Here is a 17,601-nt window from a genome sequence, read left to right on the forward strand (position 1 = left end):
GTAAAAAATCCTATCATGTAAAATAATGATAGGATTTTTATTTTCTATAAAATAATATGTTTACATTTTTTGTAACCAATTCTTTACTTCTACTTCTTGTTTTATAATATTGCTTAATTCAGAAATTAAGACACGTTTTTGTTCCATTGTATCTCTATGACGAATTGTAACAGTATTGTCTTTTAAAGTGTCGTGATCCACAGTAATACAAAAAGGAGTACCATTAGCATCTTGTCTTCTATAACGTTTACCTACAGCATCTTTTTCATCATAAAAAACATTGAAATCCCATTTTAATTCTTCTAAAATTTTGCGTGCTACTTCTGGTAATCCATCTTTTTTAACTAATGGTAAAACAGCGGCTTTAAAAGGAGCTAATACAGCTGGTAATTTTAATACTGTTCTTGTAGTTCCGTTTTCTAATTCTTCTTCTTGTAAAGAGTTTGAAAATACAGCTAAGAACATTCTATCTAAGCCAATAGAAGTTTCGACAACGTAAGGTGTGTAACTTTTATTTTCTTCGTGATCGAAATATTGTAATTTCTTACCAGAATGTTTCTCGTGTGCTTTTAAGTCAAAATCAGTACGTGAATGAATTCCTTCTAATTCTTTAAATCCGAAAGGAAAATTAAATTCAATATCAGCAGCAGCATCAGCATAATGGGCTAATTTATCATGATCATGAAAACGATAATTATCAGCACCCATACCTAATGATAAATGCCATTTCATACGAGTTTCTTTCCACTGATCGTACCATTCTTTTTGAGTTCCAGGTTTTACAAAAAATTGCATTTCCATTTGTTCAAATTCACGCATTCTAAAAATAAACTGACGTGCAACAATTTCATTACGAAAAGCTTTACCAGTTTGTGCAATTCCGAAAGGAATTTTCATTCTACCGGTTTTCTGCACGTTTAAGAAATTTACAAATATTCCTTGTGCTGTTTCTGGGCGTAAATATACTTGAGTAGAGTTTTCTGCTGATGCACCAATTTGTGTACCAAACATTAAGTTAAATTGTTTTACTTCTGTCCAGTTTTTAGAGCCAGAAACTGGGCAAACAATTCCTAAATCTATAATTAATTGTCTGAAACCTTCTAAATCACTTTCTTCTTGAACTCTTGTTAGTTCAAGAGTAATTTCATCCATCTGTTTTTGACGACGCAATACATTAGGATTTGTAGCAGTAAACTCATCTTCATTAAAAGAATCTCCAAAACGTTTTTTTGCTTTGGTAATATCTTTTTTAATTTTATCTAAAATTTTCTCTCTAAAATCTTCTACTAAAACATCAGCTCTGTATCGTTTTTTAGAATCCTTATTGTCAATTAAAGGGTCGTTAAAGGCATCTACGTGACCAGAAGCTTTCCAAGTTGTAGGATGCATTAAAATAGATGCATCTATTCCAACAATGTTCTCGTGCATTTGCACCATTGCTTTCCACCAATAATCTCTAATGTTTTTCTTTAACTCAACTCCGTTTTGAGCATAGTCGTATACCGCACTTAAGCCGTCATAAATTTCAGATGATTGAAATACATAACCATATTCTTTTGCGTGTGATAATACTTTTTTAAAGTGATCTTCTTGTTTTGCCATGTTGCAAAAATAAAATAAGGATTTAAACTAATACTATTCTAAAAGAAAAAAAGTGAAAAATTTGTTTGATTTTTCACTTTTTATAAAAAATATTAAATATTAATTACTTTAATTTTACAGTAGTAGCGCCAGAATACACACCGTCTACAAAAGCACTTATGGTATATTTACCTTTATTAATATCATCTCTATTTACTAGAATAAGAGAAACAAGACTAAGTTTATCATTATTATAGTTGACTTCTATCGAATCGGTATATTGAATTTTACCTCCATCTTTTAATTTTGTAACACCTTTAGGAGCAATAACTTTTTCGTTTTCATCGATAATTTGAATGTAAACTGATTTCTCTCCTGCATTGGCAACTAGGTTTTGTAATAAATCAAAGTTTATCTTAAAAGCATCAGTTCTGTTTGACCTAGAGGTTGAAGTTAATTTACCACTACTACGCTCTTTCATCGCGACTACTATAACAGGACTTGTTTTAATAATGCCACCAATAGCAACTTTAGTCTCAAGAGTTTTTTTGATTTCTTCTAACTTTTCATTTTTTTCAGTTAAAGAAGTATTAATTGTTTCTTTTTGATGTAAGATTTCGTTTGTTATTATATTTTCTTGCGCTAATACTTGATTGGCAGTATTAAGTGAATCTACTCTGATAAACAACTTTCTGTTTTCACGCTCTAAACTGGTAATTTTTTTCCTGTATTTTCTAATTAAGTTATAATTACCAGCAGGTAGACTTTTAATTGAATCACGAAGGTTGTTCATTTTAACAAGTTCGGTTCTTAACCTTTTAGAAAGACGTTTTTTTCTAACAATAACATCTGTATAATCTTTAATGATTTCATCTAATTCTTGTTCTAAATCAGCTTTTTCTTCTTGAAATACTTTTTGAAGATCATCATATTGATTGGATTTTTGAAACGAGTATAATGATAAGAATAATGTTAATAGTAAGAGGATTATAATTAGTAAACTTTTTCTTTTTTTAGGATTCATAATAATGGGGGGTTAATTGAAGTTTATAATGTAGTCTTTTAATTCATTATTTAAGCTCTATAATAGTATTGCTAATATAATGACCTTCAACAAAAATATTGATTTTATAAGAACCTTTATTTATAATGTCTCTATTTACATTAATAAATGAGATTACAGATAAAATTTTATTATTGTAATTTGCTTTCATTATATCGTTACAAAGTATTTTTTCTTTGTTTTTTAATTTAACTTTTTTCGCGGGTTTAAGCACTTTGTTATTGTTAACAATTTGAATGTAAATGGATTTAAACCCTGAGCTAACAATATTGTTTTCTAATAAATCAAATTCTATTTTAAAGGCATCTGTTTTACTAGATCTTGAAGTAGAGGTATGTTTACCACTTCTTCTTTTTTTCATTGCTTTTACTTTTATCGCAGAGATTTCGATAATCTCAGCAATAGCAATTTTTTCTTTTAACCTTATATTTTGTGTTTCTTTTTGAACTAAAACCTTTTTTACACTATCATTTTTTGTTAGTAGTTGATTGTTTACCGCTTTTAAAGAATCAATATGGTTAAAAAGGGCCTTGTTTTGCTTAGATAAATATGAGATTCGTTTTCTATAAAAACGAAACAAACCGTAATCAGTATCAGTTAAGTCATTAATAGTATCTCTAAGTTTTATTATTTCTTGAAGTTTATCTCTTATTTTTAATGAAAGATTATCATTATTATAAGTAGCATCTTCATAATTCTTAATAACAATATTTAGCTCAGACTCTAATTCTTTTTTTTCAAGCTCAAATACCCCTTTTAATTGATGGTAATCACAAGCATTCTGATAAGATAATATCCCAACGACTATTATTAATGTAAGTAAAAAGGCAATAAAACTATTGTTTTTTAATTCTCTGATTGTAATCATATTGGGGTTATGATGAACAGTTTGGTTTACTTGCGGCTAATATACTATTTTTTATACAGTTGTAAATAAAGGCTGGAGGGAAGTTAAGAGGTTCAAAACTTAACTTTATATCTTTTCCAAAAACCCCTTTTAATTTTTTGTAATAAGTTAAACTGTATTGATATTGAATAAATAAGCCTTTATTTTTGAGAATTTTATAACTTTCTGATAAGATCTTGTGAGATATTTCTTTAGGAATAATGGTTAAAGGTAAGCTAGAAACGATATAGCTAGCTTCACTATATCCTAGTTTTTTAATTTCCTTAAGCATGGTTTCAGCAGATGCTTTTAGAACAATTAACTGAGGGTGTTTTATTTTTTTTAATTCTTTATAAAAAGCATCGTTAATTTCAAAACAAATAAGAATTGTGTTGGGTTGAATATTATTTAAAATACTATTAGTTATTGCGCCATTTCCAGGGCCTAATTCCACAATAACTTTTGCGTCTAAAAAATTAATTTCTCTAAGCATTTTATTAGCTAAGAATTTAGAGCTAGGAGCAACAGTACCAGATGTTTTGTAGTTTTTTATAGCTTCTTTAAAAAAATTAAATTTTTTACTCAAAATAATGTTTATTTATGTTTTTTGTATATTTATGATTAAAAAGGCGTGTAAAGATGCAATATTTAAAAGATATATTCTATTTATTTTACCCAAATTTATGTGTAAATTGTAAAGCTTCATTATTACAAAGCGAAAATTATATATGTACATTTTGTTGTAATGAGTTACCTATTATAGACGACAATGAGTATACAAATGTTACATTAATGTCAGTTTTTTATGGAAAAATTTTGGTAAAAAATCTACGATCCTTTTTGTATTATCAAAAACACAGTATTACCCAAAAAATAATTCATGAATTAAAATACAAAGATCAAGAAAAAATAGGTGAATTTTTAGGAAGTTGGTTTGGAGAGAAATTAAAAGAGTCAGGTGTTTTTAAAGATATAGATTATATAGTTCCGGTGCCGCTGCATAAAAACAAATTAAAAAAAAGAGGGTATAACCAGCTTACGAAATTTGGAAATACATTAAGTGCTATTTTGAATATTGAATACAAGCCTGAAGTTTTAATAAAATCAACTACAGTTAAAACACAAACATTTAAGCATCGCTTTGATCGGTTTTCAGATAATAAAACAACATTTAATTTAGTGGATTTTGAGGTCTTTGAGAATAAACATATTTTGCTAATTGATGATGTAATAACCACGGGAGCAACTTTAGTTGCTTGTTGTACAGAATTATTAAAAACAAAAAATATTACCATAAGTATTGCTACGATTGCATATACTAAAAAAGGATGATTTTTGTTAGTGTTATTTTATTACTTTTGGTGTTCGATTTAAACAATCAATTTGTGAGAAATAAGTTATTATTTTCAGTAGTTTTAGTGTTTGTAATTATTATAAGTTGTGCTCGAAAAGGAAGACCTGAAGGAGGTCCTAAAGATGAGGATGCACCAATTATGATGGTGGCAAAACCACCACATGAAACAATTCATTTTGATAAAAAAAACATTAAAATTCAATTTGATGAGTATATTGTTTTAAAAGATTTAACAAAACAGTTAGTAGTTTCTCCACCGTTAAAATACCCACCAATAATAACACCTCAAGGTACGCCTAGTAAGTATATTAATATAAAGATTCTAGATACTTTAAAAACAAATACTACTTATACATTTAATTTTGGAAATGCAGTACAAGATAATAATGAGAATAATAAATTAGAGAGTTTTAAATACGTTTTTTCAACAGGAAACTTTATCGATTCTTTAAAGATAAAAGGTTCGGTTGCAAACGCATTTGATAAAAAAAAATTAAAAAGCATAGGAGTTTTATTGTATCGATTAGATAGTACTTATAATGATTCTATTATTTACAAACAAAAACCTAATTATGTTACTAGTACTCTAGATTCTACTAATTTTGAATTTACGAATTTACGGGAAGGTAAATATTTGTTGTTGGCTTTAAAAGAAGAATCAAAGAATTACCTTTTTAATAGCAAATCAGATAATTTGGGTTTTATAACGGATACTATTTACTTGCCAAAAGATACATTAGTATTAAACCCAATTCGTCTTTTTAAAGAACTACAGCCTTATAAATTTAAAAGAGGAAAAGAAGTTGTAAAAGGAAAGATTCAGTTTGGTTTTGAGGGAGAAAAAGAAAGTATGAAGGTTAAGCTATTATCTGAAGTTCCTGAAAGTTTTAAGTCATTTTACGAATTCGAAAAAGAAAAAGACACCCTTAATTATTGGCATTCTCCTGTAGAAAAAGATTCTTTGCGTTTTATTGTAACCAATACTAATTTTATAGATACAGTTACAGTTCGTTTACGAAAAAAGAAGATAGACTCTTTAAGTATGTCATCGAATGTAAGTAGAACGTTACATTTAAATGATACTTTATTTTTAGAAAGTAATAACCCAATTGTTTCAATTGATACTTCTAAATTCTCTTTAGTTGATAAAGATACGTTAATGGTTGATTTCAAGGTAGAAAAACAATCTATAAACAAGTTAGCTGTTTTGTTTAAGAAAACGCCTAAGATGAATTATAAATTTGATGTTCTTCCAAAAGGAATTAATGATTTATATGAAACTACAAACGATACTTTAGCGTATCAATTTAAAACACTAACAATTGAAGATTATGGTAGTATTATTTTAGATATAAAGAAAGCAACAAAACATCCTGTAATAGTTGAACTTTTAGATAAAGATAAAGTTATTGAAACTAAATATGTTTTATCGTCTAAGAAAATAGCATTTAATTTATTGGAGCCAAAAGAATACACTGTTAGGGCAATTATTGATGAAAATAATAATCATACTTGGGATACTGGAAATTTTCTATTAAGAAAACAACCAGAGCAAGTAATTTATTTCGAGAAAAATTTTGAACTAAGAGCTAATTGGGAGATGAATGAAGATTTTATTATTAAGTAAATTTATAAGGCAGATAATGGTTTATTTTTTATAGTTTTATAAAAAAAGCCATGTCAAAAATTTTATCAAATTTACCTATTGAAGACCTAACTCAAGAAAATGATTATATAGGGATTATAGAAAAAGGAAATTTAATAAAGTCTTTTTTTCTAGGACATAAACACGAGTTTTCTGAAATAAAGTTTTTTTCGATATATGGAGATTGGGGAAGTGGTAAAAGTACTTTAATGAAATATCTTGAAAAAAAATTGAGAGGTTCTTTTAATACTTTTTTCTTTGAGGCTTGGCAGTTTGAAAGTGATGCTAATTTAGCGAATTCACTTTTAGAGTTCTTGGCTAAAAAATCAGATACTGATGTTGATAGTTTTCTTAAAAATGGAAGTAAGTTATTAGAAGGTTTTGCAAAGTCAGTAACTTTTAAAACACCAGTAGCTAATTTTAATATGTCAACGATGCTTAATCATCTTGATGAGCAAACTTTTTTTGAGTTAAAAGAACAGTTTAGTCGTGATTTTATTAATTGGGAGACTCAAATTACTAAAGGAGAAAAAGCTCCAAAGTATAATATTATTTTTATTGATGATTTAGATAGGTGCGAGCCCGAAAACGTATTGAATTTATTATCAGCAATTAAATTATTCTTTACTTTTGGTAAAAAAACAATTTTCTTCTGTGGTGTTGATAAAAAAGCAGTTACAGAGGCAGTAAAAACAAAATACGGAGAAGTTGTTAAGGCTAATGAATATTTAGAAAAAGTATTTGATATTTCTTTTTCAATGCCACAAAGTCTAGATGTTTCAAAGCTTGTTAAACAGTATTTTGATGAAAATGAAAAGGTAAACGATAAAGAATTAGGTGATTCAATAAGTAATTTCTTTAAGGACATTCACTTTCAAAACCCAAGAAGAATAAAGAAGATTCTTAATAAATATTTAATTATAAAAAGATTAAAAGAAAGTAATACTTCAGCTAGTTTGAAACTACCAAATATTATTCATAATAATTCAGGAACTTTATTTGAAACTTATTTGACGTTATACTTATTGATTTTAAACGAATTTGAGCCAGAGAATTATAAATTATTATTTAATTTTAGTGCTAAAAGAGTAAATTATAATGAATCTTTAAGGAAAAATTACACATCAGATAATGAGCTTAAAATCGCATCTGCTAGTATTTTTAACCATATAGATGAAAGATTAATTAATTTTAAAATTAGTAGTCTAACTATTAATAAACTTAAGGATGTAATTTACACTTTTTCGCCGATTAAAGTGGACAATATGAAATCTCTTGCTTTTAATAGAATAGATAGTTATTTAGAAGATTTTAATGTCTTAAACAAAAGTTACGAGTATTATTTTACACTATTTGTATTTAAGAATGAAAACTTATTAAACGATAATTCAAAGTCAGAATACACTTTGTTAGATTACAAAAAAATGATTGCTAACTTAATTTAATAAATTAGCAATCATTTTTTATTCATCATACTTAGTAGCGCTCGGGCAGAATAACAATTCTGTTGGATTATCAATATCATATAAATACTGGTAACTTCTAGTATCCTTATTACAATATGGTTCTATAAGTTTCAACATATTTGTAAATCCATCTAAAGTAAGAATACAGAAAAAGGTTTCATTATCTTTCGTTAATATTCCTTCATCAGATTTAAATAAGCCAAAAATTAAATTACAATTACGGGCTTCAATAAAATCAATTTCAGCTAAATCTAACTTTTGCTTTTTTTGAATAATTGTTTCTTTAATTAAATTTCTAAACTTAACAGCTTCAGTTTTATCAAAATTGTATAATCTCACTACATTTTCATCAAAACCATTTACATTTTCTATATAATCTAATTCCATTTTTTCTTATTAATGTGCTTCTAGCCAGTTTTGTCCAATTCCCATTTCTACATCTAATGGAACAGCCATTTTAAAAGCATTTTCCATTTCTTGTTTAATAATAGGCTTAATAATTTCTAGTTCGTCTTTGTGAGCGTCAAAAACCAATTCATCATGTACTTGCAATAACATTTTTGATTTAAAGCCTTCTGTTTCAAATCGATTATAAATATTAATCATTGCTAGTTTTATAATATCAGCAGCACTACCTTGAATTGGTGCATTTACGGCATTTCTTTCGGCAGCGCCACGAACAATTGCATTTTGTGAATTAATGTTTTTTAAATACCTACGTCTATTTAAAACAGTTTCTACATAACCATTTTCACGAGCAAAATCTACTTGTGCTGCCATGTAGCTACGTAACTTGGGGTACGTTTCATAATACGTGTCAATCAACGCTTTTGCTTCTTTACGAGATAAATCTGTTTGATTACTTAACCCAAAGGCAGAAACCCCATAAACAATACCAAAATTCACTGTTTTTGCATTACTACGTTGTTCGCGAGTAACTTCATTTAAAGGAACATCGAAAACTTTTGCAGCGGTAGAAGCGTGAATGTCTTCACCGTTTTTAAAAGCCTCAATCATTGTTTCTTCATTACTTAGTGCTGCTATAATTCGCAATTCTATTTGAGAATAATCGGCAGCCAACAATACATGATTTTCATCACGAGGAATAAACGCTTTTCTAACTTCCTGACCTCGTTTTGTACGAATAGGGATATTCTGTAAATTCGGGTTGTTAGAACTTAATCTTCCGGTAGCAGCAACTGCTTGTGCGTATGCAGTGTGAACACGTCCTGTTTTAGTATTTACTTCATTTGGTAAAGCATCTACATAAGTGCTTTGTAGTTTTTTATATTGACGATACTCTTGAATATCTCTAATAATTTGATGATCTTTTGCTAAAAATGAAAGTACATCTTCGGCAGTTGAATATTGACCTGTTTTCGTTTTCTTAGGCTTTTCAACCAATTTCATATTTTCAAACAAAACAATACCTAATTGTTTTGGAGAAGCAATATTAAATTCTTCACCAGCTTGTTCGTAAATATTTTTTTCTAAACGTTCAATATCGCTAACTAAATCAACAGAAAGTTCTTTTAAGAAAGGTACATTTAAGTTAATACCTTCAATTTCCATAGCAGTTAAAACAGCTACTAACGGAGTTTCAATTTCATTAAATAATTTGGTAACATTTCCGCTCTCTAATTCTTTTGTGAAATGTTCTTTCAATTGCAATGTGATATCTGCATCTTCAACGGCATATTCCGTTTGTTTCGCAATATCAACACTCCTCATAGAAAGTTGATTTTTACCTTTTTTACCAATCAATTCAGTTATAGCAACTGGTTGGTAATTTAAATAGGTTTCAGCTAAAACATCCATTCCGTGACGCATATCTGGGTTTATCAAATAATGCGCAATCATGGTATCAAATAACTTACCCTTTACAGACATATTATAATTTGATAAAACTTTAATATCATATTTTAAATTATGACCAATTTTTTCAATTGTTGGTGTTTCAAAAAATTCACGAAATTCTTCTAAAATAGTTTTAGCCTCTTCTTGATCTTCTGGAAAAGAGACATAATATCCTTTACCTATTTCCCAAGAAAAAGAAACCCCGATTAATTCAACCTCTAAAGCTTTTAAACCTGTCGTTTCCGTATCAAAACAAACAGATTTCTGTTGCATTAATTTTTTTAATAATAACTTTCGAGATAAAGGTGAATTTATATGTTGATAAAAATGTTTGGTGTTTTCTATAGTTTTAAATCCTGAAATAATCTCTTTTTCTGTAATTGTTCCAGTTCCTGGAGCGGCGAATAGATCAAACTGTCCTACAGTACTAGAATCAGAAGTTGGTTTTGGTTTAATTGTAGGTTTTTCTGTGGCACCCGAAGTATCATTTTTTTCTACTTTTACTTCTGTCGTAGCTCCAAATGTTTTTAAGAAATTGTCAATTAAACGACGAAACTCCAATTCAGCAAAAATCTCTTTGGTAGCTTCAACATTTGGTTGGCACATTTCAAAGTCTTCTTGATTAAACTCAACAGGAACATCAAGCATTATAGTAGCTAATTCTTTTGATAAAATTCCAAGTTCAGCATTTGCCTCTACTTTTTCTTTCATTTTTCCTTTTAAATCCGCGGTGTTTGCTAGCAGATTCTCCATAGAACCATATTGGGCTAAAAATTTCTTTGCAGTTTTTTCTCCAACACCAGGTAATCCAGGAATATTATCCACAGCATCTCCCATCATTCCTAAAAAATCAATAACCTGTTCAGGCCTTTCTACGCCAAACTTCTCTTGTACTTCAGGTATCCCCCAAGTTTCATAACCACCACCAAAACGTGGTCGGTACATAAAAATGTTTTCAGAAACTAACTGGGCAAAATCCTTATCAGGAGTTACCATAAAAGTTTTATAACCTTCCTTTTCTGCTTTTTTAGCTAAAGTTCCAATAATATCATCAGCTTCATATCCTGTTTTTATAATAGCAGGAATATTCATTGCTTTTAAAATTTCTTCGATATACGGAACCGCAATTTTAATTGCTTCTGGCGTTTCTTGTCTGTTCGCTTTATATTCAGGAAAAGCATCTTTTCTAGCAACAGATCCACCTCGATCAAAACAAACGGCTAAATGATCAGGACGTTCACGTTTTATAACATCTAATAATGAATTTGTGAAACCCAAAATTGCGGAAACATCCATTCCTTTTGAATTAATTCTCGGATTTTTGATAAAAGCGTAATATCCTCTAAAAATTAAAGCGAAAGCATCTAGTAGAAAAAGTCTTTTTTGGTCTGCCATTCTATATGTTAATCTTATTAAAATAAGTTAATTATAAATATTTTTTTTATGAAATTAACTCATTAAAATATCGAGGTTAACTTCGTGTGTAAAGCTACGAAACTTTAACAAGATGTTAAAAATTGATTTTCAATAATCAACCTATCTTTGTCTGACTTTTAAAAAAATACATATGTCTCGTTGGTTGGTAACAATTATAATTATTTCATTGCTTATTATTGTATTTGAGGCGTATGCTTTTCAGGCAATAAAAACGGTAACAAAAAATAAATTTATTCGCTACGGATGGTTACTTGCAGGTGTAATACCGTATGTTAATTTTTTTTATGTAGTACTTTCTTCAGATAGGAGTTCAGGGCAAACAAGGCAGTTTCAATGGGCCTTCGGGATGCTTTTAATAGTATTGCTTCCCAAGTTATTTATTTTGTTAATTATGTTCGGAGAGGATGTGGTAAGATGGCTTCAAAAGGGCTTTTCTTATTTGTCATCAACAGAAACAAAACCTTTACCAGGTAGAAGAAGCTTCGTTGCAAAATTAGCTTTGGGTATTGCTGCAATACCTTTTGCAAGTATTCTTTATGGTATTTTTAAAGGGAAGTATAATTATAAAGTAATAAAATATCAGTTGTCTTTTAAAGATTTACCAGCAGCTTTTGATGGATTTACAATTACACAAGTTACCGATATACATTCAGGAAGTTTTACTGATAAAGAAGAAATAGAATATGGTGTTGATTTAATAAATAAACAAAAATCAGATATGATTTTATTTACAGGTGATCTTGTAAATAATTTTGCACATGAAATGGATGATTGGATTGATGTATTTAAAAAATTAGACGCTCCAGTTGGGAAATATTCTATTCTTGGTAACCACGATTATGGAGATTATTCAAAATGGAAAAACGACCAAGATAAAGAAGCTAATTTTAAAGCAATAAAAGAATTGCATCCTAAAATAGGTTTCGATTTATTGTTAAATGAGAATAGATATATAGAAAAAGATGGTCAAAAAATAGCTTTGGTTGGTGTAGAAAATTGGGGAAAAGGATTTAATAAGAAAGGAGACCTTAATAAAGCTTCAGAAGGAGTTCATAAAGATGATTTTAAGGTGTTAATGAGTCATGATCCAAGTCATTGGGAATATAAGATTAAAGAAGATGATTTTAATTATCAACTAACATTAAGTGGTCATACTCATGGATTGCAATTTGGAATTGAAATACCAGGGTGGTTTAAGTGGAGTCCATCACAATATGTGTACAAACAATGGGCAGGCTTGTATGAGGAGTTTGGTAGGTATATTAATGTTAACAGAGGGTTCGGTTATCATGCGTTTCCAGGGAGGGTAGGTATTTGGCCAGAGATTACTGTAATTGAGTTAAAAAAGGTTTGATTTTTTAATGTTAAGTAAGTGTTAATATCTATTTGAAAAAAAAATAGTATTTTTGGGAAGTTTTATATATAGAAAACCACATAAATATGACAAAGTTTGGTGAAATAATAAGTACTAATAAACCTGTTCTAATTGATTTTTATTCAGACTGGAACGAGTTTGAGCCTAGTTTAGATACACTACGTGATGTTGCGGCTGCTTTAGGAGATAAAGCGAAAGTAATTAAAATTGATATTAAAAAGAATGAAATTTTAGCTGGTGCTTTGCGTGTTAAAGGAAATCCAACATTTATCATTTATAAAGGAGGTGAGATGAAATGGCGTCAAACTGGAGAGCAAGATGCTAATACCTTAATTGGTTTAGTACAGCAATATGTTTAAAATATTCACCTAATCATTAGTTTTCTTTTGTTTTAGAATTGATAGCTAAAGATAATTAAGTATTAGTGTTATAGAATTAATTTTTTTCAGTCCACTTATTTTTTATTTCATAGGATTATTCCGTTTTTGAATGTAAGATATAGAAAAACCCACATAAGTTTTAGTAGTAGATTACTAGAACTTATGTGGGTTTTTAATTTATAACTATTAAAACTAAGGCTTAATTGTGTCTAGTTGTTGATGAGGCTGTTGTGGGAGTTGTTCTTCATCAGACATTAAGTGTTTAAATAAACGAGCATGATTTACATATTCCTCAAAGGCTTTTTTACCATACTCCGTATCGTTATCATACTTTGTAACTTGTTGAATTATGTTTTGGTACATGTATAAGCTTGTTTCTAAATTATCAAGAATTAAATCAGAATCATTAAAAGTGCTGTAGTATTTTAGTTTTTGTTGAAAAATATCGATTAGTGTTTCTACAGTTTCGTGTGCTTTATCGATATCACCCATGCGATAATATAATTCTGGGTAGCCTAAAGAAATACTATAATGATCAAAATCTCTAATAGGCATTTTGTAAAGAGATAAATCTAAAACATCTTTAGCGTTTACAGAATCACCTTCCTTTAAAAACTCTTCAGATAAACGCATTAAATTATTACGAATAGATATAGCGTTGCGCTTACTTTGTTCGTCTAAATAAATTTTACCATTATTTATGGTTTTCCAATCCCATTTTTTAACATTGTCATACATTTTCTTAGTATCAATACGTCCCATGTCAAACATCGATTTTCCTTTGTTTGAAGTTTTAATCGGTACTAGTTTATAAGACATTCCATCTAGCTGTAAATAGTCTTTTAGCCAAATATATTCTTCATCAGCATTGGCACCCCCAGTAAAATAAATAGGGCGTTTCCATTCGAAATTATTTAAAATATCGAGCATTAAAATTCTGTTTTTAGCCAATCCTTGTTGGTCAACAGTAATGTCTATATAATCTAAAATTTTACCAGTATCTTTCTCTGCTACTAATCCTGTTTTTAAAACATTTTCTTTATTAACAGGAATTCGAATTCTATTTGTTGGGTAAAACTTTTCTCTAACATCGTTCTCTTCGTCAATATAATAAGTTGCATCGTTGCTGCTCTCAATCCATCTCATAAAATTTTTAATAGAAATAATAGAATCTTTAAATCTTGGATGAGGAATGTGATATGCTAAATCTAAGGTTCCGTATTTATATTGATCATGTGTTAGTTGTGACGGAATAGGATCAGCTTCATATGTTTTCTTTTTCATCTGGTCAATATACCAGTCAGTTTGAAAAAGGCTTGTATTTACAATCTTAATGTCTCTTCGTATACCTTCTACTTGTTGCATGTACCAAAGCGGAAAAGTGTCATTATCTCCAATAGTAAAAATTATGGCATTTGGGTCACAACTTTCTAAATAGGTTTGGGCGTTTAATTGAGAAATGTAACGGTCATCTCTATCGTGGTCATCCCAATTTTGAACACCCATTAATATGGGTACGGTTATTAATGAAACTACTGACACGGCAATAGCTACAGTTCTTTTGTTTGCATAGTCTTTTAGGTAATCATATAATGCGAATACTCCAAAACCTATCCAAATTGCAAATACATAAAAAGAACCAACAACCGCATAGTCACGCTCTCTAGGTTCAAAAGGTTTAGGGTTTGTGTAAAAAATAATAGCAAAACCTGTAAAAGCAAAGAACAATGCAAGGGTATATAAATTCTTCTTATCTTTTTTAGATTGATAAAATAAACCTAGCAGACCTAGTATTAAAGGTAAAAAGAAATATTTATTACGACCTTTGTTGTTTTTAATATCATCAGGTAAGCTTTGTTGAGATCCTAAACGCATTTCGTCAATAAAATCAATTCCGCTTAACCAGTTACCGTTCTCAATATCTAAATGTCCTTGAACATCATTTTGACGGCCAACAAAATTCCACATAAAATAACGACCATACATATATCCAAATTGGTAATCAATCATGAATTTCATATTTTCTAAAAACGTTGGTCGTCTTTTACTACGGGCAGGAATTCCTGCAATAGCTTTGTAGTGCTTTTCTGAAGCAGGATTCACCATACGAGGAATAAATCCTTTATGTTTACTAGAGTAGTTTGGTATTATGTTTTTGTATTTATTTACAATAATATATTTACCATCTTTCTTCTCGTACTTTGGCTTATCATCTTTAAATGGTTGGCTAGCATCTTGTTCTCTGTCATAAGAAACTGAATAGTATTTGTCATAAAATACATTAGCATCACCATACTGCTCACGATTATAGTATGCTAATAGTTCACGTGCACTTGATGGGTTGTTTTCGTTTATAACAGTATCTGCATTTGCACGAATAGGTAGCATTAACCAAGAAGAAAAACCAATCATAATAAATAATACTGACAAAACGAGTGTGTTTGTCATTACTAAGTTTTTTTTACGAGTGTAGTTTAATCCGAAATAGAACAAAGCGATCAATACCAAACCAGAAATTATAGTTCCTGTATTATATGGTAGTCCTATTTGATTGATGAAAAAAAGTTCAGAAACACTAAAAAACTTAAGTGTAAAAGGAAATAAAAATTTAAAAACAAATGCTAAAACAAATATTGAAATTAAGGTTGCTACCGCTGTTGTTTTTAAAGTTATGTTTTTATAAGTTTTGAAGAAATATAGTAATACGATTGAAGGAATAACTAATAATGATAATATGTGTACTCCAAACGAAAGTCCTACTACAAAACTAATTAACACTAACCATTTGTTACCTCTGGGCGTGTTGATTTCACTTTCCCATCTTAAACCTAGCCAAAATAGTAATGCCATTAAAAAAGATGACATTGCATATACTTCACCTTCTACGGCACTAAACCAAAAACTATCAGAAAATGTGTATGCTAGTGAACCAACTAAACCACTACCTAAAACCGCAATAGCTTCATTTTTACTGAACTTACCATTTTTAATAGCCATTTTTTTAGCTAAATTGGTAATAGTCCAAAACATAAATAAAATAGTAAAAGCACTAGCTAAGCCAGACATAAAGTTTACCATTTTTGCCCATTGACTAGGATCATTACTGAACATTGCAAAGAAGGCACCAAGCATTTGAAAAAGAGGGGCACCAGGTGGGTGACCAACTTCTAATTTTACAGCAGTAGATATGTATTCTCCACAGTCCCAAGAACTAACAGTTGGTTCTAGTGTTAGAGTGTAGGTGATTAATGCCACGGCAAATGAAAACCATCCTAAAATTGTATTCCATTTTTTGTAGTTAAATTCGTTCATAGTTTTTTATAAAGTTGTTGCGAATGTACTAATAACTAGTGTGTTTTTAAGAAAGCAAAAATATAAATTTGAGTTATTTAACTAAGCAATAGACGATGTAAATTTGTGTTAAATGAAAAAAGGCATAAAAAATTTGTCAAAATAAAACTTTATATTATATTTGCACCCGCAATAAGTTATTGGCCTATGGTGTAATTGGTAACACACCGGTTTTTGGTACCGACATTCAAGGTTCGAGTCCTTGTAGGCCAACTTAATCATTACATAACAATGTAAGGATTTCTATAAAAGCATAATTAGATGTTTTTGTAAATTTAATAACTTATTGGCCTATGGTGTAATTGGTAACACACCGGTTTTTGGTACCGACATTCAAGGTTCGAGTCCTTGTAGGCCAACAAAAAGCTTCTCAATCGTTAGATTTTGAAGCTTTTTTATTGTTTAAGTTTTAAAAAAAACTTGATGTGAGCTAAGAGTTTGTGTTTTTAAGATGCCGTGAGAATACCTAGGTCTCTAGATAAAAGGAGGCGATATTTTCATTTGTTTGAAATTTTATTTAAAGTATTTGTATTTCACTATGTAAAGTTTTTTGTTTTATTAGCTAAGAAGTAGTGATTAATATATTTACTACAGTATATTTTGATGACATTCACTTTTAATTTATTAATTTTTCTGTCAAGATCACATTGCTACTGGTTAATTTAACTTCGTAGAGAATTTAGTTTAATTTGTATGAAGTATCAATGATTTGCGAAAATGAAGAAGTTAGTTATATATCCTTTTAAAATCATATTATATAAACAATACTGTTTTTATAAAGACCTGCTATCTAAATTAATCGGATTGGTGTTTTTAAACTGCTAGTTTTTTTATGTTATAAGCTGTTTAGCTTTATGTTATTTTAGCATGTAGTGTTTTGTTTTAAGAGTCGGTATTTGTTATTGTCTTAGTTTTTTGAATTTATTATGTTTGGAGTAGGGTGTTTTAAGATAGTCGAGTTTATTTTTTTGAGTATGACTGTTGAGTAGTTTCTTTATTGTAGGTGCATAAGGAGTGAGGTGTTCGTGTAAGTGGTATCAAAAAAGCATCCAAAAATTAATATTCCGTTAATGTAAAGATGTGTGCTTTGCAGTTGTGAAAATCTAAGATCAGGATTTGATGAGTGTAGGAAGGGTTTGTTTTCTGCTTTAAATAAAGAGGGTTCATCGATTGCGGTTTTGTTATGTGTCCTTAAGGTGGGTAATA

At 29.2% G+C, this 17,601-nt stretch carries 12 protein-coding genes and 2 tRNA genes; 7 read left to right on the top strand and 7 right to left on the bottom strand.

The features are described from left to right. Positions 1-60 precede the first annotated feature (60 nt). The 4 genes from CXF68_RS04915 to CXF68_RS04930 form a co-directional block, all read right to left on the bottom strand. A complete protein-coding gene (locus CXF68_RS04915; RefSeq protein WP_101043245.1) occupies positions 61-1,602 on the bottom strand; it encodes a glycine--tRNA ligase in 1,542 nt (513 codons plus the stop codon). A gap of 103 nt (positions 1,603-1,705) precedes the next feature. Continuing rightward, on the bottom strand, positions 1,706-2,605 hold the full coding sequence (locus CXF68_RS04920) for a hypothetical protein (protein ID WP_101043246.1): 900 nt from the start codon (positions 2,603-2,605) through the stop codon (positions 1,706-1,708). Positions 2,606-2,651: 46 nt separating this feature from the next. Then, entirely contained in the window at positions 2,652-3,512 is an 861-nt protein-coding gene (locus CXF68_RS04925; RefSeq protein WP_101043247.1) for a hypothetical protein, read from the bottom strand. A 7-nt stretch (positions 3,513-3,519) separates the two neighbouring features. Further along, complete coding sequence (locus tag CXF68_RS04930; RefSeq protein WP_101043248.1) at positions 3,520-4,116, bottom strand: class I SAM-dependent methyltransferase; 597 nt, start codon at positions 4,114-4,116, stop codon at positions 3,520-3,522. A gap of 53 nt (positions 4,117-4,169) precedes the next feature. On the opposite strand from CXF68_RS04930, the gene CXF68_RS04935 reads away from it, so the two are divergent. The 3 genes from CXF68_RS04935 to CXF68_RS04945 are packed head-to-tail and all read left to right on the top strand — an operon-like array spanning position 4,170 to position 7,974. After that, entirely contained in the window at positions 4,170-4,862 is a 693-nt protein-coding gene (locus tag CXF68_RS04935) for a ComF family protein (protein WP_101043249.1), read from the top strand. A 53-nt stretch (positions 4,863-4,915) separates the two neighbouring features. After that, complete coding sequence (locus tag CXF68_RS04940) at positions 4,916-6,511, top strand: Ig-like domain-containing protein (protein ID WP_232771610.1); 1,596 nt, start codon at positions 4,916-4,918, stop codon at positions 6,509-6,511. Between the two features lie 50 nt (positions 6,512-6,561). Continuing rightward, positions 6,562-7,974 (top strand): P-loop NTPase fold protein, encoded by a 1,413-nt coding sequence (locus CXF68_RS04945; protein WP_101043251.1) that lies wholly within the window; start codon positions 6,562-6,564, stop codon positions 7,972-7,974. An 18-nt stretch (positions 7,975-7,992) separates the two neighbouring features. On the opposite strand, the gene CXF68_RS04950 is transcribed toward CXF68_RS04945, so the two are convergent. Together CXF68_RS04950 and polA are read right to left on the bottom strand one after the other, a co-directional pair. Continuing rightward, entirely contained in the window at positions 7,993-8,382 is a 390-nt protein-coding gene (locus CXF68_RS04950) for a hypothetical protein (RefSeq protein WP_101043252.1), read from the bottom strand. Between the two features lie 9 nt (positions 8,383-8,391). Next, a complete protein-coding gene (polA, locus tag CXF68_RS04955; RefSeq protein WP_101043253.1) occupies positions 8,392-11,247 on the bottom strand; it encodes a DNA polymerase I in 2,856 nt (951 codons plus the stop codon). 172 nt (positions 11,248-11,419) lie between these two features. Here polA and CXF68_RS04960 point away from each other — a divergent pair, with 172 nt between their 5' ends. Together CXF68_RS04960 and CXF68_RS04965 are read left to right on the top strand one after the other, a co-directional pair. Then, positions 11,420-12,643 (top strand): metallophosphoesterase, encoded by a 1,224-nt coding sequence (locus CXF68_RS04960; protein WP_101043254.1) that lies wholly within the window; start codon positions 11,420-11,422, stop codon positions 12,641-12,643. Positions 12,644-12,729: 86 nt separating this feature from the next. Next, the gene (locus tag CXF68_RS04965) at positions 12,730-13,023 is read left to right on the top strand and encodes a co-chaperone YbbN (RefSeq protein ID WP_101043255.1); all 294 of its coding nucleotides are present in this window, start codon (positions 12,730-12,732) and stop codon (positions 13,021-13,023) included. A gap of 213 nt (positions 13,024-13,236) precedes the next feature. Here the strand turns inward: CXF68_RS04965 and CXF68_RS04970 are convergent, their stop codons facing one another. Continuing rightward, positions 13,237-16,356, bottom strand: coding sequence for a DUF2723 domain-containing protein (locus CXF68_RS04970; protein ID WP_101043256.1), 3,120 nt, complete (start codon positions 16,354-16,356; stop codon positions 13,237-13,239). A 180-nt stretch (positions 16,357-16,536) separates the two neighbouring features. Between CXF68_RS04970 and CXF68_RS04975 the strand changes: the two genes are divergently transcribed. Continuing rightward, positions 16,537-16,608 (top strand) — tRNA-Gln (locus tag CXF68_RS04975). 74 nt (positions 16,609-16,682) lie between these two features. Beyond that, positions 16,683-16,754 (top strand) — tRNA-Gln (locus CXF68_RS04980). The last annotated feature ends 847 nt before the right edge of the window (positions 16,755-17,601 follow it).

Source organism: Tenacibaculum sp. Bg11-29, from assembly GCF_002836595.1.
Taxonomy (GTDB): domain Bacteria; phylum Bacteroidota; class Bacteroidia; order Flavobacteriales; family Flavobacteriaceae; genus Polaribacter.